The organism is Agromyces sp. NPDC056523, from assembly GCF_042794545.1.
Lineage (GTDB): Bacteria > Actinomycetota > Actinomycetes > Actinomycetales > Microbacteriaceae > Agromyces.
Genome location: NZ_JBHTTM010000001.1, coordinates 548881 through 575059, shown reverse-complemented (window position 1 = coordinate 575059; position 26179 = coordinate 548881). Strand labels below are relative to the sequence as shown.

Here is a 26179-nt window from a genome sequence, read left to right as displayed (position 1 = left end):
CCCGGGCCCCGCCCCGGATAAGGTTTCCTGACAGGATTCTAGAGGGGGTGCGGTGCGCGTACTCAGGGTCTCGCACAGTGCCGTCGTCGACGAGTGGCGCGGTCGCGAGCGTGCACTCACCGAGCTGGGCGTCGACGTCGCGCTGATCTGCGCGCGCACGTGGCATGCGGGCGGCGCCGAGGTGGTCCTCGCTCCTCGCCCCGGCGAGCGTGTGACCGGCGCCCGTACCTTCGGTCGGCATCCCGCGCTGTTCGTGTACGACCCGCGTCCGATCTGGCGTGCGCTCGGCGAATCGTGGGACGTGCTCGACGTGCACGAGGAGCCGTTCGCGCTCGCGACCGCCGAGTTCCTGCTGCTGCGCGCTCTGTGCGGGTGGCGGCGGCGGGGCGGCGACCACTCGCCCGTCGTCCTGTATACGGCGCAGAACCTCCGCAAGCGGTACCCGATCCCGTTCCGCTGGTTCGAGCGACACGCCCTGCGCACCGCATCTGGCATCTCGGCCTGCAACGCCGAGGCCGCGCGCATCGCCGAGGCGAAGGGCTTCGCCGGGCGGGCGCGGGTCATCCCGCTCGGGGTCGATCTCGAGCGATTCCGACCGGCGGCGGATGTCGCGGCTCGGCCCAGCGCCCCGAATCCCGAGTTCGGGCGGGTGGACCCGCAGGAAGGCGGGACTCGCGTCACACCGACGGATGGCGTGCTTCAGCCTCATTCCGCGAATCCCGAGTTCGGGCGGGTCGACCCGCAGGAAGTCGGGACTCGCGAGCATCCGACGGAGGTCCCGGAGCCGACGGGGTCCATCACCGTCGGCGTGCTCGGGCGCCTCGTCCCCGAGAAGGGCCTCCTCGTCCTCATCAACGCACTCGCGCGCGAGCCGCGCCTGCGGCTCCGCGTCGGCGGAACCGGCCCGCTCGCCGCCGGGCTGCCTGCGCGTGCCACGGCGGCCGGCGTCGAGGATCGCCTCGAACTCGTCGGCGCCGTCGACCCCGACGACGTCCCCGCGTTCCTCCGGTCTCTCGACGTACTCGCCGTGCCATCGCTGCCAACCCCGTCGTGGACCGAGCAGTTCGGCCGCGTCGCGATCGAGGCGATGGCGTGCGGCATCCCCGTCGTGTCGAGCGACGCGGGCGCCCTGCCCGAAGTCGTCGCGGGCGCCGGCATCGTCGTGCCGGCGGGCGATGTGGGCGCGCTGGCCGAGGCACTCGTCGAGGCGGCGGGTCCGCGCTCCGCGGAACTGCGGGCCGCAGGAGCCGTCCGCGCCGAGGAGTGCAGCTGGAGCGCGGTGGGCCGCGACTACCTCGACCTCTACCGCGCGGTGCGGCACGAACCATCCGCTGCCCCGGCTCTGACGGATGACGCGACCGACGCCGCGGACGGGCGCCCCGTCGAGGTCGTGGTGGTCGCCTACGGCTCCCCCGACCTGCTGCGGCGGGCGCTGGAGCCCGTGCGCGAGCTGCCCGTCACCGTCGTCGACAACTCGTCCATGCCCGAGATCGCCGCCCTCTGCGCCGAGCTCGGCGTGCGCTACCTCGACCCGGGCCGCAACGGCGGCTTCGCCGCGGGCGTGAACGTCGCCCTCGCCGACCGGCTCGTGGCGGGAGCCGACGTGCTGCTGCTGAATCCCGATGCCGCGATCACGCCGGCCGACATCGCCGCGCTCGAGCGCGGCCTACGCGCGACCGACGACCTCGCGAGCGTCGGCCCGGTCCAGGTCGACGACGACGGCCGTCCGGCTCGGGTGGACTGGTGGCTGCCGTCGCCCGCGGGCACCTGGCTCGAGGCGCTCGGCCTCGCACGCCTGCGCCGCGACCCGTCGTACGTGATCGGCTCGGTGCTGCTGCTGCGCGCCGAGGCGCTCGCGCAGGTCGGCGCCTTCGACGAGCGCTTCTTCCTCTACGCCGAAGAGGCCGACTGGGCCTACCGCGCGCACCGCCTCGGATGGCGCCACGCCGCGGTGCCCGAGGCGCGCGCGACGCACGTCGGCGCCGGCACGGGCGGCGATCCGCGCCGGCGCGAGGCGCACTTCCACGCGTCGCAGGAGCGCTACCTGCGCAAGCACTACGGCGCGCTCGGCTGGCAGTGGGCACGAGCCGGGCAGTGGCTCGGATCGACGGCACGAGCCATCCTGCTGCCTGGCGAGCGCGGCACGGCCGCACGCCGACGTGCGGCCATCTACCGACTGGGGCCGGTGCGCGTCGAATCGCGCTTCCGAGCGCCAACGACCGAGGGGGCCGCATGAGGATCGTGCAGATCGTGCCGTACATCGGCAAGGGCACCGGCGTCGCCGGCGTCGCAGCGAATCTCGACGAGCAGTTCAAGGCGCTCGGCGCAGAGGTCGAGCGTTACACCTACAACGACGTCAGCCGGGCGAGGTCCAGGTCGGTGCCGAATCATCCGCTGCTCGCACGCATTCGCGGTGGATGGCGCCAGATCTGGTTCAGCACGATGGGCACCATCCGGGCGAAGCGGTTCCTCGCGGAACGACCCGACGCTGTCGTGATCTGCCACAACAACATCCTGGCGGGCGACGTGTACGTGAATCACGGGGTGCTGCTCGCCTCCATGCGGGCGCGGGGCCGTTCCACCTGGCAGATCTACCGCAATCCCGTTCAGGACTTCATCTACCTCCGAGACCGCATCCGGTACCGGGGTCGTACGCACCGTGTGGTGGTGTGCCTCTCCGAGAAGGATGCGGCAGACCTTCACGCCACGTACGGCCGGGTCCGGCCGCGTGTCGAGGTCATCCCGAACGGCGTCAACCTCGATCTGTTCCATCCGCCGACACCCGAGGAACGGCTCGCCGCGCGGGCCGAACTGAAGCTCGGACCCGAGGACCGAGTCGCGATCTTCGTGGGACACGAATTCTCGCGAAAAGGACTCTCCTACGCCATCCAAGGGTTGACCTACGCCCCGAGCGTGTTGTTGCTCGTGCTCGGCGGCAGATCAGACATCATCGCCGAGGCCTACGCCGAGGCGACAGAGCTCGGCGTAGGCGAGCGCGTCCTGTTCCTCGGCTCGCGTCACTTTCCCGCGCCGCTGATGCATGCCTCTGACTTCTTCGTGTTGCCCAGCGCCTACGAGGCGAACGCCCTCGTCGTGCTGGAGGCGCTGGCCTGCGGATTGCCCGCGATCGCCACTCCCGTCGGTTACGCGCCCGAGGTGGTGGTCGATGGCGTGAACGGCTTCCTCGTCGAGCGTGACGGACGAGCGGTGGGTGAGCGGATGAATCAGCTCGGGACGATGCCTGACGGCGAACTCGCCGCATGGGCTCGGCGCGCCCGTGAGTCCGTCGAGTCGCACGGATGGCCCGCGATCGCGGAGCGCTACCTCAAGCTCGCCGAGGAATTGGTCGACGAGCGTTCCGGAGAGGGTTCGAAGCATCCCCTCGCAAGGCGCACCGGATGACGCACATCGTCCAGATCGCTCCGTCGATCGGGCCCGGGAGCGGTGTCGCCGGGGTGGCCTACGCGCTGGAGCGCGAGTTCATCGCCGCGGGCGCGACGGTCGAGCGGTTCACGGCCGGTGACGCCGGAGGGCCGCCCAGGAACCTGCGAGGCCGTACTCCGCTCGCCACCCATCTGACCCGCGCACGCAACGTCATCTGGTTCAGCACGGTCGGGACCCGGCGGGCGCGACGGTTCCTCGCCGCTCGCCCCGACGCCGTGGCGATCACGCACAACGACGTCATGGCGGGCGACATCTACGTCAACCACGGTCTGTTGCAGGCTGCGATGCGTGCGCGGGGCGACTACGTCTGGCGGATGGTCCGCAACCCCGTTCACCTGTTCACCGCCGTGCGGGACCGCGTCCGCTATCGCGGACGCACGCATCGCGCGGTGGTCGCGCTGACGAGAGCGGAGGCCGACCTGCTCGTCTCGACGTACAGCCACGTCCGTGCGCCGATCCACGTGATCCCGAACGGGGTCGACATCGAGCGGTTCCGGCCGCCGGATGCCTCGGAGCGTGCCGAGGCACGAGGCGAGCTCGGCGTCGACGACGACCGCACCATTGCGGTGTTCATCGGCCACGAGTTCGAACGCAAGGGTCTGCCCATCGCCATGGCGGCGCTGCGTGCGGCGCCCGACGCGGTGCTCCTCGTGGTCGGCGGGTCGGCCGAGATGATCCGTCGCGCTCACGCCCAGGCCCGGAGCGCGGGCGTGGCCGAGCGCGTGCAGTTCGTCGGCACGCACCGCGATCCGGTTCCGTTCCTGTGGGCTGGCGACGTTCTCGTGCTCCCCAGCGCCTACGAGGCGAACGCGCTCGTCGTGCTCGAGGCGCTCGCGTGCGGTCTGCCGGTGGTGTCGACTCGCGTGGGCTTCGCGCCCGACGTCCTCGTCGACGGCGAGAACGGATTCCTCGTCGAGCGCGACGCCGCATCCGTCGGCGCTCGTCTTCACCAGCTGTCGCAGGCGGATGCCGCACCCTGGCGTGTTCGCGCGCGACGCACGGCCGAGGTCTACTCCTGGCCGCGTGTGGCGCGACAGTACCTCGACCTCGTCGAGTCCCTAGCTTCCGATCGAGCGTCGACGGCCGGGGGCCCGCTGCGGATCCTGCACGCCATCCGTTCCGACGGCTTCTCGGGCGTCGAGCAGTTCGTGCTGCGCCTCGCACTCGCCCAGGCCACCGACGGTCACCGTGTCACGGTGATCGGCGGCGCGACCGACCGGATGCGACCGGCCCTGGCGGAGGTCGGCATCGACCACGTGCCGGCGGCACGCACGATCGAGGTCACGCGCGCCGTGCGTCGGCTCTGCCGCACGGTCGAGGTCGTGAACACCCACATGACCGCGGCCGATGTCGGCACCGCGCTCGCCCTGTGGTTCGTGCGTCGATCACGCCGCCCCGCCGTCGTCGCGACACGGCACTTCGCGAAGCCGCGCGGGCGGGTCGGCCCGGTGCCGATCGACCTGGTCGTACGACGCCGGCTCGACGCGCAGATCGCGATCAGCCGGGGGGTCGCCGACGCCGTCGACGGCGCCAGCACCGTGGTCCATACGGGCATCGAGAACCGCCCGCTGCGCGACGTCGCCGTGCGGGATCGGGTCGTCCTCATCGCGCAGCGCCTCCAGCCGGAGAAGCGCACCGACGTGGGCATCCGTGCGTTCGCGGCATCCGGACTCGCCGCCGACGGCTGGACCCTCGAGATCGCCGGCGCCGGTCCTGAGCGCGCTGAGCTCGAGCGGCTCGCAGATGAGCTCGACATCGGCGCCGCCACGCGGTTCCTCGGGTACCGCACCGACCTGCCCCTGGTCCTGGATCGCGCCGGCCTGCTGATCGCACCGTGTCCGGTCGAAGGGCTCGGGCTCACCGCGCTCGAGGCCATGGCGAGCGGGCTCCCGGTGGTCGCCGCGGGCGCGGCCGGCCACCTCGACCTGCTCTCCGGGCTCGACGCCCGCGCGCTGTTCCCGCCAGGCGACATCGACGCGGCCGCCCGCAACCTGCGCTCGCTCGCGGAGGACGAGCCCGGCCGCAACTCACTGTCCCTCGCGGCGCGCAAGCGCCAGCAGCAGGAGTTTTCGCTCCGCTCGCAGACCGATGCGACCGAGGCCGTCTACCGGAGGGCCCGGTGACCGATCTCGTCGTGGTCTCGCTCGAGGCGTGGGACGATGTCTGGCGCCGCAACCAGCACCTCGTCGCCGGCCTGCTGCGCGCGGATCCCACGCTGCGCGTCCTGTTCGTCGAGCCGCCCGCCGACCCGACCCACGACGTGCGCTCAGGGCGGGCGCCGTCGCTCGCGCGGGGGGTTCGAGAGGTTCCGGATGTCGCGCCCGGGCGGCTCTTCACGATGCGCCCCGTCAAGTGGCTGCCCCGCCGGCTCGACCAGAAGACCGACGAGCGCCTCGCGCGAGCCGTGATGCGGGCCGCTGAATCGCTCGGCACGCGGCATCCGCTGCTGTGGATCAACGACCCCGGGGCTGTGGGTCTTGCGGAGCGGTCGGGGTGGCCGACGCTGTACGACATCACCGACGACTGGCTCGCGGCCGATCGAGCGGAATCGGAACGCCGACGTGCCGCGGCCAATGAAAGCCGGCTCCTCGCTCTCGCCCGCGAGGTGGTCGTGTGCTCGCCCGAGCTCCAGCGCCGCAAGGGGGCGGACCGCCCCGTCGCGCTGATCCCGAACGCCGTCGATGCCGACGCCTACCGCCGCGCTGCGCCGCGGCCCGCCGATCTGCCCGGCGGCCCGATCGCGCTCTACCTCGGCACCGTCCACCCCGACCGGATCGATGTCGACCTCTGCGAGGAGACCGCCCGCGCCCTCGGCGACGCGGGCACCCTCGTCCTGGTCGGGCCCAACCTGCTGGCCGGCGACCAGGCGACTCGGCTGGGCAACGCCGGCGCACGACTGCTCGGCCCCCGCCCGCGCGACGCCGTGATCGGCTACCTCCAGCACGCCGACGTGCTCGTCGTGCCGCACGTCGTGACCGAGTTCACCGACAGTCTCGACCCGATCAAGCTGTACGAGTACCAGGCCGTCGGCCGTCCGGTGGTGTCGACGCCGGTCGCGGGATTCCGCGACGCGGACGACCCGCGCATCACGATCGCCTCAGGCGAGGCGTTCGCCGCCGCGGTCGGGGCGGCAGTTCCGGCGGCATCGAGCTTCCCCGACGGCGCCGACGGGCCGGTCGCGGACTGGAGCGATCGTGTCGCCGCGATGGCGGCGGTGCTCCACCGGCTCGACGTCTCGCGGCGGTAATCGCGTTTCAGAGCTCCTCGAGCACCCGGCGCAACTGCGACCACGACCGCGACCAGTCGTGGGCGATCGCGTGGTCCCGAGCGGCATGCGCCATCCGCCGCCTCCTGTCGGGGTCGTCGGCCAGTGCTGCGATCGCGTCCGCGAGCTCGCCCGGGTCGTCGGGTTCGACGAGCACCCCGGCCGATCCGACGAGGTCGGGCAGTCCACCCGCGCGGCTGGCGATCACCGGCAGCCCGGTCGCGAGCCCCTCCATAGCGGTGAGGCCGCTCGGCTCGGCCCATCGGGACGGAACCACGAGCAGATCGGCGCTGCGAAGCAGGTCGGGCAGCGCCATCCGGTCGACGAAAGGCTCGAAGCGGATCGCCGCACCCGATTCGGCCGTCGCCCGGTCGGCGAGCCTGCGCAGCTCGTGCTCGTACGCCGACAACGGTGCGTCGCGTGCGAATCCCTGACTTCCGACCATCAGGTACTCGACATCGGGACGCCCGAGTCGCTCGGCGGCCCGGATCAGGACGTCGGGGCCCTTCTCGCTGACCATCCGACCCACGAAGACGATTCGCATCCGGCCATCGCGGATGGCGGATGGCGCGACGGCACCATTCGGGGCCGGTGCGAACCGTTCGCAATCGATGCCGTTCCGCACGACGCGAACCCGCTCGGCGAGCCGTCCGGGAAGCGCGTCGCGCGTGCGCTCGGCCAATCCCTCGCCGACGCACACGATCGCAGCGACGCGATCGAGCATCCGCGCCGACTCAGGACGCGAATAGGTGCGGAGGAGATCGTTGTGCGCGTACAGCACGACCCGGTGCGGCGTATCGCGCAACAGCGAGGGGAGCACCGGGGCGTTGTGCGCGAGCACGATCGCCGGCCGCTGCGCACGGATCGCCGCGGCGACGGGCTCGTAGAAGCGTGCGACGGCGGAGCGCGGAAGTCCGATCCGACCGCGGGCGAGGTCCACGATGCGCTCGCGCCGCGTCGGTCCTCGCGCTCCGGTGTACTCGATGATTCCGGCACTGTCGTACCGCGGTCGCATGGTCGAACGATCGAGCACGACGGTGTGCCGGAACGGCGCCGCGTCTCGACGAGACGCGGCGGCGAGCCCGTCGACCACGGTCGGGATCGCCGAGCCCGTGCGAGGGGAGAAGTGATCGCCGGGCGTGATGGCGTGGAGGACGTCGATCACGAATTGCCCTTCGCCTTCCGCATTCGAGCAACGTCAGCCGCTGAGCCGTGGCGGACGCGACCGATGCTTCCGGCCGGCCGTCTCAGGACGACACTGTTGCCTGGGCCCCCGAATGACAGAGATCCGGCAGACTCGAGGGTCTGCCGGATCTCCAGTCCTTGACGCGTGTCAAGGCGCGGTGAAGACGCCTTCGATGCAGGTCTTCTCAGCGTTGGTGAAGGTCGTGCAGGCGCCGCCGCCAGTGATCGGCGGAGCGGCGTCCGCCTGCGCGGTGGCCGCGTCGGGGACGTTGTCTGCCGTGTAGGTGACGACGAGCGTGCCGTTCGCGCTGCTCGCAGCGTTCGCAGTGATGATCGCCACGCGGAAGCTGGCCCCCCCGGCGACGGCGAACGTAGAGCCCAGCACCTGACAGGTGTCGAGTCGTACGACCGTGACGGCGCCGAGGTCTTCGCCCTTGAGGGTGATGTCGGTGATCGAGACGTTGACGCTGGTCTGGTTCGGGTTGGTGATGACGGCTTCGAACGCGTAGCCCTTGAAGATGTCGGTGGCGTTGCCCGGCAGCTTGCAGCCGTCGCCCGTGAGGTCGATCAATTCAGGCGACGCGACCGCGTAGGCCGGGGTTGGAACGGCGAGCGCGATGGCCGGAACGGACCACGCAGCCGCCTTGGCGACAGTCCGGCGGGTGATACCGGACTTCGGTTCTTCGAGGTCACTCATGTCGGGCCTTCCTTTGCTGAGTGGCTGTGATCGCGGGATGCAAATTACTCAGCCAACTCTAAAGGTACTGTGCTCCATCCGTCGAGCACCAATCCACCCCCGCGTTCGGGGGGCGGTGCGTCATGCGAGGTCACGCGGACGTCGAGTGCCGGCATCTCCACTCACGCACCGGTGAGAACATCGCCCGCGACCAGGTCTCGCACCGCGTCCGAGATCACCGCGTCCACGTCGAGGTCCGCAGGTGGTTCGGGCAGTTCGCGCAACGCCGATTCACGCAACTCGTCCTCGGTGACGCCGTCGGCAGCCATCCACAGCGCCGGACCGACCCCCTCGAGTACGACCACGCGGCTCGGCAGTAACACCACGAGCGAGTCGTCGGCGAGGAGTGCGTCGACGTACGTCGCTCGCCACAAGGCACCGGGTCGCTCGACCGCTGACGGGTCCGCCTGTTGGTCGTCCTTCCGCGAGAAGCACCCGCAGTCGCGTTGGGACAGTTTTCCGACATCCACCAGCATCGGCGCAGCGTCCGCCGTCTGCTGCAGCACGTCATCGATGAGCGGAGGAAGCGATGATGCCTCGGAGTAGACGACGCGTCGCACACCCCCGGCGGCGGCGATGGCCCCGAGCAGCGTCCGGAGGGGATGTTGGAGTGAGGCGAGGTGACTCGCCTGCGGCACGAGTTCGGACAATGCTTCGACGATCGGCACCGACTCCACGAACGGCCGCTCCACATCCGCCCGCCGGTCGAGCAGCACGATCGCCGCCAGGTGCAGTCCGTCGGTCGGCGCCTCGACGAGACCGAGCGCCGAGGCGGGGGTCGTCGACTTCACGCCGGGCCGAGACCCGATCGAGAGCGGCTTGGGGTAGGCCACGACCGAGCCGTCGACGCGCACCGCCAGGGTCTCGTCGGTGACGTAGCCGTAGGAGCGGCCGAGGGCCTGGGCGGCGGTGGTCTTTCCACGACCGGAGGGACCGACGAAGCCGATCACGCGTCCGTCCTCGAGCGCGACGGCGCTGGCGTGCAGCATGAGCGCCTCTCCGCGAAGCCCGTGTATGGCTTCGGTCGTGATCTCCGAGGTGATCCGCTGGGCGAGCGCCGCCGCGGAGCTCGCCCACGTCACGTACTCGCCGTGGGACAACTCCTTCCGGTCCCGCACGCTGCCGCGTATGACATGATCAGGCTCGCCACCCGCGTCGTGGGCGAGATCGACCCAGTGCGCCTTGATCGACTCCTGCTCGGCCAGGCTCAACGAGTCGTCCAGTTCGATGCGCACCGTGCTCGTGAGGGCACGCACGTCGAAGGCGATCGGCATACCGAGCAGCCTACCTGCAGCCTGGCGAGCTGAGGCCATCAGGGCGCGCGACAGCGGATGGCCCGAGAAAGCGAGCACTCCCCTACTCTGGGACTCCGACGGCCACCGGGTCTGAACGGCGTGGCCGCACGACCAGGTCGGAGAAGGCATCATCCAACGCAGTTCGGCGCACCCACGGCTGACGATCGCGACGATGGCGACCGAGCATCCGATGGGTGCGCAGATGTACCAGGAACAGGTCGCCGGGCGCGCCGCCTCCGGACTGCAGGCGGTGGACGATCGCGAGTGGACCGTCCGGCGTCTCGTGGTGCGTTCACTGCGGTCCACTCTGCCCGGTGATCGGCGCCTCCCGGTCGGTCGCGTCTCGTCGGCCTCGCCGGCAGCGCGTCGGGCGCTCGGGCGCGTGCTGTACGGCCGCGAATCCGTGACGCATCGCATGAACCTCGAACTCCCGCCCGCACCCGGGGCCGATGTCATCACCCTCCACGATGTCGTCGCATGGCGCTTCCCCGACGAGTCGCCTCCCGTGCCTGCTGCAATCGAGGAAGCCCGACGCGCGGCCGCGGTCATCTGCGTCTCCGAGTTCAGCGCTCGCGAGGCCGTCGAGTTGCTCGGGATCACCGACCCCTTCGTGGTGCACAACGGCGTCGAGGATCGGTTCTTCGACGCGGAGCCGCTGCCCGCCGGCGTCCGCCGGTCGCTGGGGGTGCCCGAGGAATACATTCTGCACGCCGGCGGGGCGTCGCGGCGGAAGAACCTCGAGGCGCTCGCCGAGGCGTGGCCGCTGGTGCACCGCGAACGACCCGGTCTCGGTCTCGTGCTCGCCGGCCCACCACGGGGCCGCCGGAGCGAACTGTTCGATGGCATGCCGGGGGTCGTGCTGACGGGGCGCCTGCCCGATGAGGTCATGCCCGGACTCGTCGCATCCGCCGCCGTCGTCGTCGTTCCCTCGCTCTATGAGGGATTCGGTCTTCCGGCGCTCGAGGCGATGGCGGCGAACGTTCCGATCGTCGCTGCCGCGACGAGCTCGCTGCCCGAGGTCGTGGGCGACACCGGCATCCTCGTCGACCCCACGGGAAGCGGCATCGCGAGCGGCCTGCTCGATGCGCTCCGGGGCGACGGCACGGCTGCGCTCGTCCGCGCCGCGCGCGAGCGGGCGGCGCAGTTCACCTGGGAACGCTCCGCCGAGGGACACGCTCGCATCTGGTCGTCGGTGGCGTGAGGGCGCTCAGTTGCGACCCGCGAGCACCCGCAGCAGATCCCGAGGGAATCGCCCAGCCGCGCGGAGGACCTGGGGAAGCCGCGCGGCCGACTCTTCGAGCGCGTCGCACACACTCTCGACCGTCGCACGCGGGGCCGCCGCTGCCCCGCCGACCAGGTCGTCCAGGGACATCCCCGGGTCGAACGGGACGCATCGCGTCGCTCCGGGCGTGACGACCGACTCGTAGTCGTGGAACTTGAACGCACCGCCGCCGAGGGCGGGCTCGAGCGTCGTCCACACGGCCGGAATCCCGTAGGCATCGGCCGTGACGAGCCCGTGCAATGAGGTGGTGACGACGGTACCGCTCGATCCGATCTCTCGGACCACTCGCTCCGCGGTCTGGTGCACGTTCACGACGCGAACACGGGGCCCCGGCGTCTCGGCGAGTGCGAGGAACGACGTGTGGGAGCGGTGATGGCCGTGCGGGACGAGCGCGACATCCCAGCGCTGCTTCGGCCGCGGGCGCAGGCGAGCGACGAGGATCCCGGGGTCGCCGAGTGCGACATCGTCGGGTGCGCCGATCAGCTCCTTGGTCAGGTGCCCACGCACGGCGAGCACCCGCGCGGACGGAAGGACGTGGGGCTCGCCGTTCATGAGGCCACTGCCCCATATGACGCCGCTCCAGTCGGTGGGGAGGAACTCCAGGATGCTGCCCACACCGGCGAGCCTCGCCCGTGCGGCGACACGGTGTATCGGGAGCACCCCGTAGTTCGGCAGGAGCCACGGCGTGAGGTCGTCGCCGAAATTGGGATGCCCATCCCACCAGTGCGTCGGCACGACGACACCCCCACGCCACATCCGGGGCCGAGTCGCAGCGACCGCGATGCGGCGGAGCTGGCGGAATCGTCGGACGGCCGGGCGCGTGTGGTTCACCGCGGGCTCACCCTCAGCCCGGATGCCGCGGCGTACTGCTCCTCGTACGCGTGCGCGACGCGCGCCCAGGTGAACTCGCCGACACGAGCACGCCCCGCCGCAGCGAGGCGGTTGCGAAGACCGGCATTCGAGGTCACCTCGCGCAGCGCACTGGCGAGCGCGGGTGTGTCCAAGGGGTCCACGAGTATGCCATCGTCGCCGTCTCGCACGAATCCCGGCGCACCCCCGCGGCTCGTCATCACGAGCGGTGCCCCGCTTCGCCACGCCTCGAGCGCCACGATGCCGAACGCCTCGACCCGACTCGGCACCACCACGGCGAGCGCTCCCGCCATGGCTCGGGCGACGGACGTCGGGCCCAGTCGGCCGACCATCTCGATCCGATCCTCGAGCCCACGCCGTTCGATCAGCTCTTCGAGCCGAGCACGCTCGGGCCCGTCTCCGCCGATGACCAGGTGGACCTCCGGGCCGAGCTCGGCGGACGCGAACGCCTCGATGAGGAGATCGAAGCCCTTCATCGCACCCAAGCGTCCGACCCCGAGGAGATACTGGGTCCCGTCGGGTCGGGTCGCCGCATCGGCATGCTCATGGAGGTCGCGATCGACGCCGTTGGGCACGACGGTCCCGCCGGTCAGACCGTAGGTTCGGCGCAGGTCCGCCAGGACGTACTCCGACGGAGCGGTGACGGCCGAGGCCTGGGCGATCGCTCGGCGAAGTCCGGATCGCAGGAGGGCCGACGACTGGAAGACGCCGCGGTCGTCCATGAAGGTCTCACCGTGCGAGGTCAGGACCAGCGGGACCCGAAGACGGCGACGCAGGCCGAGCGCGTACGGGCCGTTCGGCCCGAAGCAGTGCACGTGCAGGACCTGCGGGCGGAACTCTCGAGCGGCCGCCATCCATTCACGCCACGCAGAAGGGAAACGTCGGACGAAGTGCGCCGCCGCACGCCGTGTTCGGGCGGGCAGCGGCGTCGGCAGGTAGCGCACAGTGATGCCGTCCACGACGCGAACGCCGAGCGACTCACCTCGATCGACGGTCCATACCTCGACATCGATCTCGTCGCGCTGCAACTCGCGGGCGACGTGACGCACATGCTCCTCCACCCCGCCGAAGTACGGCGCGTACGACGAGCTCACCAGCGCGATGCGCGGTCGTGCGACCTGCGTTCCCCGGGCCACGCGTCAGCTGCGGCGTCCGCTCCGCCGCGACGCCCCCGCCGGGGCGCCATCGACGAGGTCGTCCGCGTCGGAGGGGGCGACGGTAGGAGCACTCGCTGGCGTCGGGGCCTCGACGGGCGTGACCTCAGTCGCCGCGACCTTGGACGAGGAGGTGTAGTCGCGCCGGTACTCGTACGAGTACGCGGCAGCGTCCGCACCGCGGAGCGGTGCACGATTGAGCACGATCCCGAGCGGGCGGCCGCGCGCCTTTCGGAGCGTGTCGAGGGCCTTGTCGAGGAGGTCGAATGTCGTCTTCCGGAGCGTGATGACGACGAGCGCGCCATCGGCCTGGTGCGTGAGCACGGCGCCATCCGTCACCGGGAGGAGCGGCGGCGCGTCGATGATCACGGTCGCGTGCTTGGTCAGGTCGGCGAGCAGTGTGTGCATCCGCTCGGAGCCGAGGACCTCGCTCGGGTTCGGCGGGACGCTGCCGGCGGCCAGCACGAGGAGGTTGTTCGATTTCGGCGTCCGCTGCAGTACCTCCGCAAGCGACGCACGCCCGGCGAGGACATCGCTGAGCCCGGCGCCGCCGGGCAACCCCATCGTCTTCGCAACCATCGAGCGGCGCAGGTCGCCGTCGACGAGGACCACGGTGGCCCCCGCGGCGGCGAGCGTGAGGGCGAGGTTGCAGGCGACGGTCGACTTGCCGTCACCCGGCAGCGGGCTCGTCACGACGATCGTCTTCGGCGGGTGGTCGACATCCATGAACTGCAGGTTGGTGCGAAGGGCTCGCAACGCCTCGGCGACGGCGAAGGTGCCGTTCTTGCCGGTCGACCCCGACGTCGTCGGGTCGACGAGCCGCGTCTCGTCATTGAGTCCAGGAACGATCGGGATCGTCCCCACGACCGCGACGCCGGTGTGCTGCTCGACGTCTTCGGCGGCGCGGATGCGACGGTCGGACACCGTGCGGATCATCGCGAACGCGATACCGAAGCCCAGGCCGAGCACGCCGCCGACGATGACGGCCATCTGGACGTCGGGGAAGCTCGGCGAGGAGGGCAGCGAGGCCTCGTCGCCTGGGAGGATCGTGACCGGGGCCGAACCCGAGCTCCCGCTGCGTTCGATCTCATCGACCGCGGCAGACATCCCCTCGATCCACGCCTCTGCGAGCGCCCGCGCTTCCTCGGGACTCGGGCCCTGGGCGCTCACCTTGATGAACGTCGTGTTGGTCGGATTCGATACCTCGATGCGCTCCACGAGGAGTTCCGGAGTGGTCTTCAGCCCCAGCTCCTCGATCGCGTAGTCGGCGACCGTACGCCACTCCGCGATCTCGAGGTAGGTGGGCACCTTCGATCGCGCCAGCGAGTCGCCGAGCGTGGACTCGCCCAGGTCCTCGACCCCTGTGGACGAGACGTATCCGCTCGAGCCGGCGACGTAGACTGGGGTCTGCAGAAGGGTCCAGCCGTACCCTGCGCCCGCACCTACGAGGGTCATCAGAAGGATGGCGATCCAATGCCTGCGCAGTCCGCGCAGGTAATCGCGGAGTTCCATGCCACCTCCGGTGCTGTCCGTGGCGTCACCGCGGCGCGGCAGCCCCATCCCATGAATAGGGTCCATGGTATGCCAAGGCCGCTGATGCGCGCGCTCGCGTGCACGGTTCGACTCGAGCCCCACGCATGCGCGTGGGTCTCAGCCTCACCGGCGCCGACCGATGGGGACCCCGGAACCCGGCATCCGACGGACCGGTTCGGCGAGCAGCACGTCGTTCGGCGCCGCCTTCGATCTTCGGTCGAGATCCATCGCGCCGAGGCAGATCCCGGCGATGACGAACGGCACGGAGACCTGCACCGCAACCCAGAAGAGATCGAATTGGGCCTGGACCGCGCGGCAGAGCAGGACGGCAAACGCCAGGGTTCCGAATCGCGGATCCACCCGCCAGAGGACGACCAGCACGCCGATCCACATCACCACGAAGGCGATCAGACCGACGACCCCGGCGGAGGCCACCACCTCCAGTTCTGCCTGCGGAGGTTGATACGGCAGTTCGCCCGGGTTGTACCAGTACCGCAACCCGTGGCCGAACACCGGCGACTCGCGCCAGAAGTGGTAGACCTCTCGCAACCACTCGACTCGCTGGAACACGGAGTTGTGCCGGTTCTGCGACTCGATCTGCTCGATCACCATGCCGATGACGAGCCACGCCACCGGGATGAGGAGGAGGAACACCCAACGGGAGCGCCCGGTGGTGCTGCGGCGCATCACGCCGACGATGATGGCGGCGAAGAGGCCGATGAGCGCCTGTCGGGACTGCGCCACGATGATGCCCGCGGTCATGAGCAGGAATCCGAACCTCGCCCAGCCCTTGGTCCAGCCCACCCAGTCCGGATTGAGATAGGCGACGATGGCGCCGAACGCCAGGACGGTCCCGACGAAGTTCTTGTGCATCGGGAAGGGCCACGTCGGGGTCGCGGGGCCGAAGTCGCCCTCGGCGTAGCTGAATGCCGCCCCGATGAGGGTGACCGCCGCGAACACGCACGCGGTGAACACGATCAGCGAAAGCGCGAGGCGTGCGTAGCCGGCCGCGCCCACCGCCCATCCGACGATGAGGGCTCCCGAGATGAGCAGCCACGCGTGGAACCACTCGATGGTGTTCAGCGGGTACGGATTGACGATGACGGTGAACAGCGTCGCGAACTGGTACACGAGGTTGATGACCAGCAACTTCCGCAGCGGGCTGCTGTAGGGACGGCGGCCGAGCAGCACGGCGGTTCCGAACGCCGCGGCAAGGGCAGCATCCGACACCGAGAGATCGCCGCCGCCGAGGCCGATGCGCTGCGAGACCAGCAGGCCGGGCATCGCGAAGAGTGCGATGGCGAGCGGCGTCGATCCCGTGAGAGCGGCGGCGATCACGAAGGCACCGACGACGATCGCGAGCGTCGCGCCGCCCAGCACCCCGCGCTCGAGGATGAAGTAGGTGGCGGCGACCGTGCCGAAGGCCGCGAGCACCCAGCGCCACGCATTCGCCCAGCCGTCGGCGATGCGCTCGCGCCAGATCTCGCGGCGCCTGGTGCTGGAAGCCATTCAGCGACCCCTTGGAGTGATTTCGGTCAAGTATCGCATCCCTCCCGCGCGGCTACTCTGGCGGGATGACACATGCGCGGCTGGACGTGGATCGCGAGAAGGTCGGCATCGTCACGATCAACGATGACGCCAACTACGGCAATCGACTTCAGAACTACGCGCTTCAGGAGGTCGTCCGCGGGCTCGGATGGGATCCGGAGACGCTGCGCAACCGCCCGCCCCGCTGGGATCCCGCCCTCCTCGGCCCCAGGATGCTGCACGAGCTGCGCCATGATCCCGCCGACGTCGCGGACCGGCTCGTCGCCCGAGTGCGCCGACGACCTTCGCGCGATGCCGCGTCGGCCCCGGAGTTCCTGGGTCAGAGGCGCGCTGCGATCGCCGCCTTCGCGCGCGACCACATCGCATCGTCGATGGAGGCATTCTCTGACCGGCCGACCACCTACTGGGGCGAGCGGTACTCCGCCGTGATCGCGGGTTCGGATCAGGTGTGGAATCCGACGTACCGTCGGGCGCAGGGCATCGACTTCCTCGACTTCGCCCCCGAGTCACGCCGAGTCGCCTACGCAGCGAGCTTCGGCGTCGAACGGGTGCCGGGATTCCTGCGCTCGCGGTACCGCACCTGGCTGCGCGGCATCCCCCACCTCTCGGTGCGTGAATCCGCCGGCCGCAGGATCGTCGCGGATCTGACCGGCGCAGAGGTGCCGATCGTGCTGGACCCCACGCTGCTGGTGGAACCGGCGGTGTGGGACCGGTTGACCGCGGCACGACCACGTATCGTCTCGGAACCCTACGCCCTTCGGTTCTTCCTCGGTGCTCCCACGGTCGAGCAGGATGTGTGGGTCCGTCGATACGCCTCCGACGAGGGACTCGCAGTGGTCGACCTCCACGATCTGGACGACGCCCGGTTCGCCGAGGTGGATCCCGCCGGCTTCGTCGCCTCGATCGCGCGGGCCGAGGTGGTCATCACGGACTCGTTCCACGCGGGCATCTTCTCGCTCCTGCACCGTCGGCCGCTGATCCTCCGCACGCGATTCGAGCGCGACGCGCGCTGGAACGAGTTGCTCCGGCAGCACGACCTCACGACCCGAGCCACTGGCATCGATGGATTGCGAGCGCTCGCCGACGTGGATTGGACGGGGTCGGAGCAGAGCCGCGACGACCTCCGCATCGCCTCGCTGCGATTTCTGCGCGAGGCGCTCGAAGCGTCAGGTGAGCGAACGGGATAGCCCGGCCGCACCGACTTCGCGGCGCCTCCGCCGCGACGCCTGGGACAGCCAGATCCGAGGCGGATGCCGCACCGCAGCGTGCGCGAGTCCGTCGGCGATGGAACGGATGCCGGTCACGAGCCGCCCGTTCGAGAGCAGTCTCCCGCCCTCCGCCAGCTTGCGGCGCGCGGTACGCCGCTGGTGGGCACGCCAGATGCCTCGCAGTCGTCTTCGCTCTTCGGACTCGCGCGCTCGGTGGTAGACCGCCGCCCACACCTGACGCGCGCCCGTGACATTGCGCCCGCGGTCCGACGAGGCGTTGGATGCATGCCGTCGATAGCCGACCATCGCTCGGTCGACCGGTACGAGCGGGCCCGGCTTCGCGAGCCTGGCCACGAACTCCCAATCCTCGGCGAGGAACCCGCCGTCGAACCCACCTGCCGCGTCGAACGCCGAGCGACGGATCAGCAAGCAGCTCGGCGGGTAGATCAGGTTGGACAGGAAGAGGTGCTCCGAGTGCACGTCGGCGACGCTGTCGCGCGGGACGAGCCGACCATCCCGCAGGTCCTCGCGCCCGCGCATGTGCCGTGGGAAGTCGCCTGGATGAAGCATCCGGCCGCTGTCGTCGATGTACTCGGCGAGCGCGAACGCCCCAGCGGCATCCGGTCGCTCCTCGAGCGCTCGGACGAGCGTCGCGAGTACATCGGGGCTCCACACGTCATCGGCGTCCAGGAACGCGAGGTACGACGAGGCGGCGTGCGCCCGCGCAGCTCCCGTGTTGCGGGCGTCTGCGACGCCGACATGCGGGCTCTCCACCAGGTGCACGCGCCCGTCCGAGAGGAGCGCGCGCACGATTCCAGGGCCGTCATCGGTGGACCCGTCGTCGACGACGATGACCTCGAAGCGACTGAACGTCTGGGCGAGCACCGACCGGAGGGTCTCGTCGATGAACGGGCCGCCGTTGAAGAGCGGCACCACGATCGACACGATGGGCGCTGCGGTCACGGCGTTCCCACTAGGCGGGGCGCTGCCGGAGCTTGCGCTGCAGCGCGCGCGCCTTGCCGATCGGCGCGGTCGCGGCTCCAGCGAGGAAGCTGCCGGGCGCGCGTGAAACGCCCCACACCGTCTCATGCCACGCGTAGCGGAACTCGCCCCGCCTGAGGAACCGGAACACCGCCGAGCCCGCATTGCGTGCCTCGCCCCGCCGGAATCGCTCGAGCCGCTCGGTGAACAGATCCGCCACCTCGGCGTTGCCTCGACCGGCGGCCGCCCAACGTTGCCGGTCCACCATGTCCTCCATCGCGCGCCGGCGCAGCTCCGCGTTGGCGGGAGCCGTCGAGGTCATGTTATTGGAATGGCGTCGGTACCCGACGAGAAGAGCGTCGATATAGACCAGCTCTCCGCGAAGTGCGAGACGGAGGGCGAGCTCGAAGTCGACGAGGATGGGGATCTCGGAACTGAACCCCCCGATCGCCAGGAAGTCCGGTCGACGGATGACGAGGGTCGGTCCGAGCGGCGTGTCGGCCGTTCCCCGCAGCATCTCGGAGGATTCGGTGTACCGCGACCTCCAGTCCTCGCCGAAGCGGCGTCCGTCGGCATCCATGTGCCAGTACCCGGAGAAGCTCGCCGGCGATGTCGGATGGTCCCGGTGCGCCTCGAGGTGGCGGGTCAGTCGATCGGGCGACCAGATGTCGTCGTCGTCGAGGAATGTGACGAGATCGGCCGAGGTCTCCGAGACGCCGACGTTCCTCGACACACCGGCGGTCGCGGAAGAGTCGATCGTGATCATCCGCATCCGGGGGTCGCCGCTGATCAGCCGCGCGACGCGCTCGACATCGGGAATGCCGTTGTCCACGATGAGCAGCTCCCAGTCCTGGAGCGTCTGCTCGCGGACGCTGCGGAGCGATTCCTCGAGGTACGGGCTGTCGCGATTGGTCGCCAGCACGATGCTGATCGACGGCGACCTGCGTTGGCCGTCATCGATGTGCGACGTCGTCACATCCGCCTCCATCTCCTGCTTCGCCGAGCTCATCGACCTTCATGCTGCGCCGGCATGGCGCGCGCGATCAGGGGTAGTTTCGCACGGCTTCAGTCGGACCCGCGCTCGAGCAGCCGCCGCAACTCGCGCCCGGCGGCATCCTCGCGACTTGGGGGCAGCGGTCGCCATCGCGCGGAGCTCGGAAGGGCGAGCGCACCCCATGCCACGCCCAGCGACGTGACCCCCAGTCGGCGCACTCTGGCGGTGAAGCCGCGAGCTGCCGGAACGGAGGCGAACTGCCCGCGCACCCAGCGGCGCAACCGTACCGATCGGATGCCGTCGTTCCGAGCGAGCAGGACCATGTGGTTGCGCCGTCCGTACAGCTTGTACCGCGTATCGAAGCGGGCTCCGCGGACATGCGGGGCTGGGAGGTGGTCGACGGTCGCATCCCGGGCGAACACGGTTCGACCTCCCAGTGCGCGAACGCGGAGGAAGATGTCGGTGTCTTCACGCAGGGCGGTCCCTGGATAGTCGTCCCGGAAGCCACCGAGGGCGGCGAGCACCGAACGCCGGAACGACATGTTCGCGCCGATGCCGTGGTCCACGTCGACCAGCGCCTGCTCGGGCAGGGACGCGAACCCGTCGGTCAACGTGCCATCCGGCAGCAGCCGACCGATCGGCCGGTCGTACGTCTCCTCGCCGGGAAGCCCGTTGCACGTGCGACCCCCGACAGCCTGGACCGAGGGATCGTCGAACGCGGCGAGAACGGCCGCCTCCCAACCCGTCCGGATCACGACATCGTCGTCGAGGAAGCTGATGATGTCGCCTCCGACCCGCTTCAGGCCCTCGTTCCTGGATCGGGTCATCCAACCCGCGAGGTCGGGCGCGTGGACGTACACGATGGACGGGTCGATTCCGCTCACCAGTTGCCGGTGACTCGCCACGGACGCGTCGACGACCACGAGCTCCGTACCGGAGCTCGACCGCTCGTGGAGGGCGCGGAGGCAGCGCTCGAGGAAGGCGGGTCGCTCGTAGGTGACGATGCAGACGCTCAGTCGCGGTGCCTGGGCCATACGCTCCTCGCCGACGGGTGGTGAGCCGATTGTAGTGGCGGGCCGCCTCGTCGCCCGGCTCAGTCGAGCTCGCCGAGCTCCACCAGGCGGGCGAAGTCCGAACTCCTCGCCCGCACCTCCTCGAAAGTGCCCTCGGCCTCGACCTGGCCGTCCTTGAGGAAGACGAGCGTGTCGGCGTGCCGCACGGTCGAGAGCCGATGCGCGACGATGACGATCGTCAACGTGCCTTGCAGGGTCCCGAGCGTCTTGGCGATCTCGTGCTCGGTCACGTTGTCGAGCGCCGAGGTCGCCTCGTCGAGCACGAGCACGCGCGGGCTGCGGTAGAGCGCTCGTGCGAGCCCGATGCGCTGCCGCTGACCACCAGAGAGGCGGACCCCGCGCTCGCCGACGATCGTGTCCAGTCCGTCGGGGAGCTCGTCGATGAGGTCGAGGAGCTGGGACATCCGGATCACCTCGCGCACGCGTTCGGGATCGACCTCGTCGTGCGGCACCCCGAACGCGATGTTCGTCGTGAGGGTGTCGTTCAGCAGGAACACATCCTGGGGGACCACCCCCAGCCCGGCGTACCAACCCGCCAGGTCGTCGCCGATCGACCGGCCTCCGACGACCACCTCGCCCTCGGTCGGGCGGAGGAGGCCGAGCACCACGTCCAGGAGGGTGCTCTTGCCGGCGCCGCTCGAGCCGACGAACGCCGTCGTGCGGTTCTCGCGGATGTCCAGCGAGATACCACGCAACACGAAGTCCTCGGCATCGAGATAGCGGAAGCTGAGATCGCGAAGCACGATATCGCCCGCGAACCCCTCCGAGCTGCGCGGCCGTTCGTCGTGCAGCCCACCGGCGTCGAGCTCATCGACGACCTTCGACACGATCTCGAGTCCGGCTCGACCGGTTCGGACGGTCGCCAGGTTCGCTGCGATGCGATTCAACCCGGGGAGGGCGCGGAGCGATGCCGCGGCGAACACGCCGAGCACGGTCAGCGCCTCGGCCGGCGTGCCCGTCGTGAAGAGGATCAACGAGATTCCGAGGATGGCGACGACGAAGCCGATCTCGAGCAGGTATCGCGGCGCATCGGAGAGGATGCCCATCATCCGTGCGGCGCGGGCTCGACGCATCCGGGCCTCGCGGAAGCCGTCGATGAACGCGCTGGAACTCGAGGTGAGGCGGGCCTCGCGAAAGCCGTCGAGCCCCGGGAGGAGGAACTGCCACGCTTCGAGCCCTGCCGCAGCGAGCTCCTCGCCGATGCGGTACTGGCGCCGACGGAGCAGTATCTGGACGCCGAAGACGAGGATGCCGAACAGCGCGACCGCGAAGAGCGTGACCGCGAGCGAGGTGATCGCCAGCACCACGACGATCGCTGCGAGCACCACGACGTCCGAGACCAGGCTGACGACGCCGAGGAGGACGCTCGCAGACTGGTTCGTCGAGTCGTTGATGTTGCGGTACATCTCGCTGATGCGGCGCGACCGGTGGTCCGCATAGGGGGCGAGCGCATACCGACGCGCGAGTTCGGCCGACGACAGCGCCGAGATCCGAGTCGTGCGTCCGAGGAGCCACCAGCGGAAGGAGATCGCACCGATGCTCTTCACGATGAAGACGACGGTGATCAGCGACGCGATCACGGGGATGAGAACGGAGAGCTCGTCGGTGCCCAGCACCTGGGAAATCCACTCGACGAACCAGTTGTCGGTGTCGCCTGTGAACAACTGCGTGAGTGGGACCATGGCGGCCACCCCGATGGTGTCGAGCGCGGCGAGCACGAGGGATGCTGCGACCGTGCCGACGACCCAGCGGGTGGGATCGGCTCCGGCCATGTCGAGCATCAACCGCAGCTGACTGCTCAGGCTTCGCTCGCGCTTGCGTCGTGCCATGGGTTCCCTCCGCGCCTCGCCCTCGGTGTCGGGCGGGCGGGCCTCACGGCATCATACGGCGCGGATGGCGCGGCCCTCGTGGCGCTCGAACGGGGCGACTCCGCTACTGCAGCAGCCCGCGCGCCATCAGGTCGGCCACGAACGCGTCGACGTCGGCGCGGATCACCTCGGGCGCGGCATCCGTCGCCTCGGCGACGCGCTCGATGATGGTCTCGCGTTCGCCGCCGCATGCCTCCGCCCAGATGAGGGCTGCGATTCCGTCGAGCACCACGATGGGACCCCCCGGCAGGTAAGCCGCGTAGACCGTGTCGGCATCCTCGGTGATGGCGACACCGGTCCCTGGCCGAAGGCGCGTCATCGGCCGGTCTCCGCGTGCCGAATGCCCTGCCACGTCTCGCGAAGCGCCCGCGCCGGCCGACGGAAGAACTCCGCGACGATCTCGGTACGAGTCGGCGGGCGGCCCAGGCGGTGGGAGAGATGGTCGATGTTCACGAGCGCGGCCCTCCCGACGATGCGTAAGGCAGAGACGAACGTCGGGGCCGCGCGGACCCGCGCCCACCACTCCGCGGTTCGCGAACCGCCCTGCGACACGATCCGCCAGAGTTCGAAGTCCCGCTCGCCGCGGTACCGGTCGAGTGTCCCGGTCGCTGCCGCGAACGCCACCGGGGCATCGAGGTCGGCGACCAGCGCCTGCATCTCGCTTCGGCGCTCGGGCGGCGCCTCGTTCCACGCGATGCGGACATCGGGTTTCGAGTCCTTGGTCGAGCGCGCCGCGTTGAGCACAAGCAGCACGGCCTGTGCCGGCTCGCTCGGCACGCGACATCCGACCCCGGCGATCGAGGCCTCGTGGCTGTCGGCCCATAGTCGATCGAACGCACGATCCGGAGCGACCCGTATGCCGGGGAAGAAGCGGTGGAGGTCGATGTACCCCCACGCGTCGTGCAGGTACGTCTGGGCGTGCCCGAAGGGAGAACCCCATTCGAACGTGCTGTACAGGCGCCATCCGTGGCGGCGCATCGCCGCGTCAAGTTCCCGCACGTGCTCAGGGCGCACCAGGACGTCGACGTCGCTCCCGGAATATCCACCTGGTCGGAGCGAGGGATCGACAGCCACGCCCTTGATGTGCAGCAGGTCTGCGCCGATCGTGTCGGCCAGGTACTGGATCGCCGCGTGCCCGAATCGCAGGCGCACCTGAAGCGGCACGTTGACCTCGGATCCGTTCACGCCCGCTGCACCACCTCGTCGATCACTCTAGCGATGAGGTCGGATGCAAGTCCGTCTCCCCACTCCGCAAGTCGGTCGACGCGGCGCGGCTCATGTCCTCCGATCTGGGGACAAGGGATCGGCCCCGCCTGGCTTAGGTTGGTCGCTGTGTCGAACGCGGAGAAGGCGACGGGCGCGGGCGAGGTGTCCGCCGCCGAGACGCCGGCGACCGCGCAGCGCATCGACTCCGTCGACGGCCTGCGCGCCGTCGCGTTCCTCGCCGTGTTCGCTTTCCACACGTGGGAGTTCGCGGGGCGTCCCGAGATTCCGGTGCTCTCGGCGGTCGTGAGCCAGAACATCCGGCCCGACTTCTTCGTGGTGCTGACCGGATTCGTGCTGTTCCTGCCCTTCGCGCGGCGGCCGGAACGCATGGACCAGTTCCAGACGCGCGCGTACCTCTGGCGTCGCATGCGACGCATCGTCATCCCGTACTACGTCGCGTTGCTCTACGCGACACTGCTGCCGCAGCTCCTCGTCGTGATCATGCGAGTGTTCGGCCGGGATGCGTCGTGGCAGCCGATGCCGAGCTTCGGAGACTGGCTGAGCCACCTGACCTTCTCGCACCTGTTCTTCGCCGAGCACTGGAGCTCGATGAACGGCAGCCTGTGGACGATGTCGCTCGAGATGCAGCTCTACCTGCTGTTCCCCGTGCTCCTGGTCGCGGCGAACCGGTGGGGCATCCCGGCGCTGCTCGTGGCGATCGGCATCTCGGTCGTCTTCCGGATCCTCGTGGCGATCTACGTGCCCGGCCCCGACTTCCCCGATCAGTTCCTCTGGAGTGCGTCGGGTCTCGGCCGCCTGATGGAGTTCGTGGCCGGCATGCTTGCGGCGGTCATCGCGTTCAGGGTCATCGAGAAGATCCGCCGACCGCATTTCATACTGCTGATCGCGCTCATGGTGGTGTCGTACGTCGTGGCGACGGCGCCCGTCTTCAAGGGATCCGTCCTGCCCATCCGCGAGCTCGGCCTGAGCGCCCTCTTCGGCACCCTGATCGTCCTGGTCCTCTCCGTGCCGGCCGCCGGACGCGTGTTCGCGTGGAAGCCGCTGTCGTACCTCGGCTACCGCTCGTACAGCCTCTTCCTCATCCACCAGCCGACGGCGTGGTACGTCTCGGAGTTCCTGCAGAAGTTCCTCGACGTCCCCGAGGGACCGTTCCTGCTCCTGCTGCTGTGGACGGTCGGATTCGGCGTCGTCTTCGCGGTGGGCCAGCTCCTCTTTGTAACCGTCGAGCGGCCCTGCATCAACTGGGCGAAGCGTCCCAGGAAGGAGCGGGCGCCGGCCGGAGCGCGGTGACGCGCGCTCGCGCCTACGCCCGCTCCGCCGCCTCGTCGATCACTGCCGCGATGCGTGCGATGTGGACGTCCCGGCCGAACGCGCGCCCCCAGGAGCGCACATCGTCGGGGTCGCAGTTGCGCGCTCGGCGGATCGCCGCTCCGAGGTCGGACGCGGTGGCGGATGCCGCGTGCGCGCCGCTCACGCCGGGTCGCACTGTCTCGAGGTAGCCGCCCGCCGCGACCGTCGCCGCCGGCGTGCCCTCGAGCGCCGCCTCGAGCACGGTGAGGCCGAAGTCCTCGCGGCCGGCGCCGATGACGACTGCCGCGTGCCGGTACACCCAGGCGAGCTCAGAGTCGGACACGCGGCCCATCCCGTGCACGCCGTTCGAGGGGTCATCCAGGGACTCGGAGCCAGGGCCGACGACGGCGATGGCCAGGTCCGCCTCGCGAGCGGCGTCGAGGGCGAGCGGCACGTTCTTGTAGCCGCGGTCGCGAGCGACGACGACGGCGAACGGCTCGGGCAGGGCACGTGCGGGCGCGACGGCTGCGGCGTCGCCGGCGACCGGCTCGACGGGCGGATGCACCACGGTCGAGTCGAGCCCGTACGCCCGGCGGATGCGCTCGCGCGTGACATTCGAGTTCGCGATGATCGCCGTGGCGCCCGCCATCGCCTCGCGGTCGCCTCGGCGCAGCACCGGCGTGCTCACGGCGAGGCCCGCGCGGCGGACGCGACTCAGCCGCATCCGGTAGTCGTCGGCGGCGTACAGCCAGCGGGCCGGGCTGTGCACGTAGACGACATGCGGCATCTTGTAGCGGAAGCGGTGCGCCCATCCGCTGCTCGACGCGAGCGCGAGGTCGCCGCCCGCCACCGTTGTGCGTGCGGCGATGGCCGGCAGTGCCGGAAGCATCCGCTCGACCTGACCCGACAGCGACGCGGGGATCGTCGCCCTCACGTCGAGCTCGCGGAACGCCGGGAAGGTGGTCTCGGGCCGGTACGCGAGCGTGACGACCGTCTTCGCGCCGAACCCCGCCACCCAGTCGGCGACGACGCGCTCGGCGCCCCCGACCTGCACGAGGTAGTCGTGCGCCAGGACGACGTCGATGGTGCCCCCTCTCGCAGGTGCGCACGTTGCCGCGCTGATGCCCAGCCTAGTTTCCGGGCCGCCGGCCAGGGCGCCAGAGCTGCGACGCGCGAGGCTTCGCGACACAGTGGGTCGTCGCCGGATGGATACTCATTTCTCGAAC

At 70.2% G+C, this 26179-nt stretch carries 21 protein-coding genes; 7 read left to right on the top strand and 14 right to left on the bottom strand.

Features of this window, described 5'->3' with window-relative positions; genetic code table 11:
• Positions 1-52 precede the first annotated feature (52 nt).
• From ACFQ58_RS02785 to ACFQ58_RS02770, 4 genes are read left to right on the top strand one after another with little or no spacing between them, the layout of a single operon-like run.
• Positions 53-2236 carry a glycosyltransferase gene (locus tag ACFQ58_RS02785; protein ID WP_376949303.1) on the top strand — a complete coding sequence of 728 codons (2184 nt, stop codon included), beginning with the start codon at positions 53-55 and terminating at the stop codon, positions 2234-2236.
• Complete coding sequence (locus ACFQ58_RS02780; RefSeq protein WP_376949301.1) at positions 2233-3402, top strand: glycosyltransferase family 4 protein; 1170 nt, start codon at positions 2233-2235, stop codon at positions 3400-3402. Before ACFQ58_RS02785 ends, ACFQ58_RS02780 begins: the two co-directional genes overlap by 4 nt.
• On the top strand, positions 3399-5567 hold the full coding sequence (locus ACFQ58_RS02775; RefSeq protein ID WP_376949299.1) for a glycosyltransferase family 4 protein: 2169 nt from the start codon (positions 3399-3401) through the stop codon (positions 5565-5567). The genes ACFQ58_RS02780 and ACFQ58_RS02775 overlap by 4 nt, the downstream gene beginning before the upstream one ends.
• Positions 5564-6691, top strand: a complete 1128-nt coding sequence (locus tag ACFQ58_RS02770; protein WP_376949297.1) for a glycosyltransferase — start codon at positions 5564-5566, stop codon at positions 6689-6691. Before ACFQ58_RS02775 ends, ACFQ58_RS02770 begins: the two co-directional genes overlap by 4 nt.
• 7 nt (positions 6692-6698) lie before the next feature.
• Here ACFQ58_RS02770 and ACFQ58_RS02765 read toward each other — a convergent pair whose 3' ends face one another.
• The 3 genes from ACFQ58_RS02765 to ACFQ58_RS02755 form a co-directional block, all read right to left on the bottom strand.
• Positions 6699-7874: a glycosyltransferase gene (locus tag ACFQ58_RS02765; RefSeq protein WP_376949295.1), complete on the bottom strand. Its 1176-nt coding sequence runs from the start codon at positions 7872-7874 to the stop codon at positions 6699-6701.
• Between the two features lie 168 nt (positions 7875-8042).
• Positions 8043-8591, bottom strand: coding sequence for a hypothetical protein (locus tag ACFQ58_RS02760; protein WP_376949293.1), 549 nt, complete (start codon positions 8589-8591; stop codon positions 8043-8045).
• 161 nt (positions 8592-8752) lie between these two features.
• Complete coding sequence (locus ACFQ58_RS02755) at positions 8753-9904, bottom strand: ATP-binding protein (protein WP_376949291.1); 1152 nt, start codon at positions 9902-9904, stop codon at positions 8753-8755.
• A 193-nt stretch (positions 9905-10097) separates the two neighbouring features.
• Between ACFQ58_RS02755 and ACFQ58_RS02750 the strand changes: the two genes are divergently transcribed.
• Positions 10098-11126, top strand: a complete 1029-nt coding sequence (locus ACFQ58_RS02750; protein WP_376949289.1) for a glycosyltransferase family 4 protein — start codon at positions 10098-10100, stop codon at positions 11124-11126.
• Between the two features lie 6 nt (positions 11127-11132).
• Here the strand turns inward: ACFQ58_RS02750 and ACFQ58_RS02745 are convergent, their stop codons facing one another.
• From ACFQ58_RS02745 to ACFQ58_RS02730, 4 genes are all read right to left on the bottom strand, one after another.
• Entirely contained in the window at positions 11133-12038 is a 906-nt protein-coding gene (locus ACFQ58_RS02745) for a polysaccharide pyruvyl transferase family protein (RefSeq protein WP_376949287.1), read from the bottom strand.
• Positions 12035-13171 (bottom strand): glycosyltransferase family 4 protein, encoded by a 1137-nt coding sequence (locus ACFQ58_RS02740; RefSeq protein ID WP_376949285.1) that lies wholly within the window; start codon positions 13169-13171, stop codon positions 12035-12037. The genes ACFQ58_RS02745 and ACFQ58_RS02740 overlap by 4 nt, the downstream gene beginning before the upstream one ends.
• A gap of 45 nt (positions 13172-13216) precedes the next feature.
• Positions 13217-14686, bottom strand: coding sequence for a polysaccharide biosynthesis tyrosine autokinase (locus ACFQ58_RS02735; RefSeq protein ID WP_376949283.1), 1470 nt, complete (start codon positions 14684-14686; stop codon positions 13217-13219).
• A 201-nt stretch (positions 14687-14887) separates the two neighbouring features.
• Complete coding sequence (locus tag ACFQ58_RS02730) at positions 14888-16273, bottom strand: O-antigen ligase family protein (RefSeq protein ID WP_376949281.1); 1386 nt, start codon at positions 16271-16273, stop codon at positions 14888-14890.
• Between the two features lie 65 nt (positions 16274-16338).
• On the opposite strand from ACFQ58_RS02730, the gene ACFQ58_RS02725 reads away from it, so the two are divergent.
• On the top strand, positions 16339-17499 hold the full coding sequence (locus ACFQ58_RS02725) for a polysaccharide pyruvyl transferase family protein (protein WP_376949279.1): 1161 nt from the start codon (positions 16339-16341) through the stop codon (positions 17497-17499).
• Here the strand turns inward: ACFQ58_RS02725 and ACFQ58_RS02720 are convergent.
• The 6 genes from ACFQ58_RS02720 to ACFQ58_RS02695 form a co-directional block, all read right to left on the bottom strand.
• Positions 17479-18483, bottom strand: a complete 1005-nt coding sequence (locus tag ACFQ58_RS02720; protein ID WP_376949277.1) for a glycosyltransferase family 2 protein — start codon at positions 18481-18483, stop codon at positions 17479-17481. The two genes, ACFQ58_RS02725 and ACFQ58_RS02720, sit on opposite strands and share 21 nt — an antisense overlap.
• Before the next feature lie 10 nt (positions 18484-18493).
• On the bottom strand, positions 18494-19510 hold the full coding sequence (locus ACFQ58_RS02715) for a glycosyltransferase (RefSeq protein ID WP_376949276.1): 1017 nt from the start codon (positions 19508-19510) through the stop codon (positions 18494-18496).
• 56 nt (positions 19511-19566) lie between these two features.
• Complete coding sequence (locus ACFQ58_RS02710) at positions 19567-20529, bottom strand: glycosyltransferase family 2 protein (protein WP_376949274.1); 963 nt, start codon at positions 20527-20529, stop codon at positions 19567-19569.
• A 59-nt stretch (positions 20530-20588) separates the two neighbouring features.
• Entirely contained in the window at positions 20589-22397 is a 1809-nt protein-coding gene (locus ACFQ58_RS02705) for an ABC transporter ATP-binding protein (RefSeq protein ID WP_376949272.1), read from the bottom strand.
• A 103-nt stretch (positions 22398-22500) separates the two neighbouring features.
• Positions 22501-22755, bottom strand: coding sequence for a PqqD family protein (locus tag ACFQ58_RS02700; RefSeq protein WP_376949270.1), 255 nt, complete (start codon positions 22753-22755; stop codon positions 22501-22503).
• Positions 22752-23621, bottom strand: a complete 870-nt coding sequence (locus tag ACFQ58_RS02695) for a nucleotidyltransferase family protein (RefSeq protein ID WP_376949268.1) — start codon at positions 23619-23621, stop codon at positions 22752-22754. The genes ACFQ58_RS02700 and ACFQ58_RS02695 overlap by 4 nt, the downstream gene beginning before the upstream one ends.
• A 147-nt stretch (positions 23622-23768) precedes the next feature.
• On the opposite strand from ACFQ58_RS02695, the gene ACFQ58_RS02690 reads away from it, so the two are divergent.
• Positions 23769-24953, top strand: coding sequence for an acyltransferase family protein (locus ACFQ58_RS02690; RefSeq protein WP_376949266.1), 1185 nt, complete (start codon positions 23769-23771; stop codon positions 24951-24953).
• Positions 24954-24966: 13 nt separating this feature from the next.
• On the opposite strand, the gene ACFQ58_RS02685 is transcribed toward ACFQ58_RS02690, so the two are convergent.
• The gene (locus tag ACFQ58_RS02685) at positions 24967-26142 is read right to left on the bottom strand and encodes a glycosyltransferase (RefSeq protein ID WP_376949264.1); all 1176 of its coding nucleotides are present in this window, start codon (positions 26140-26142) and stop codon (positions 24967-24969) included.
• Positions 26143-26179 lie beyond the last annotated feature (37 nt).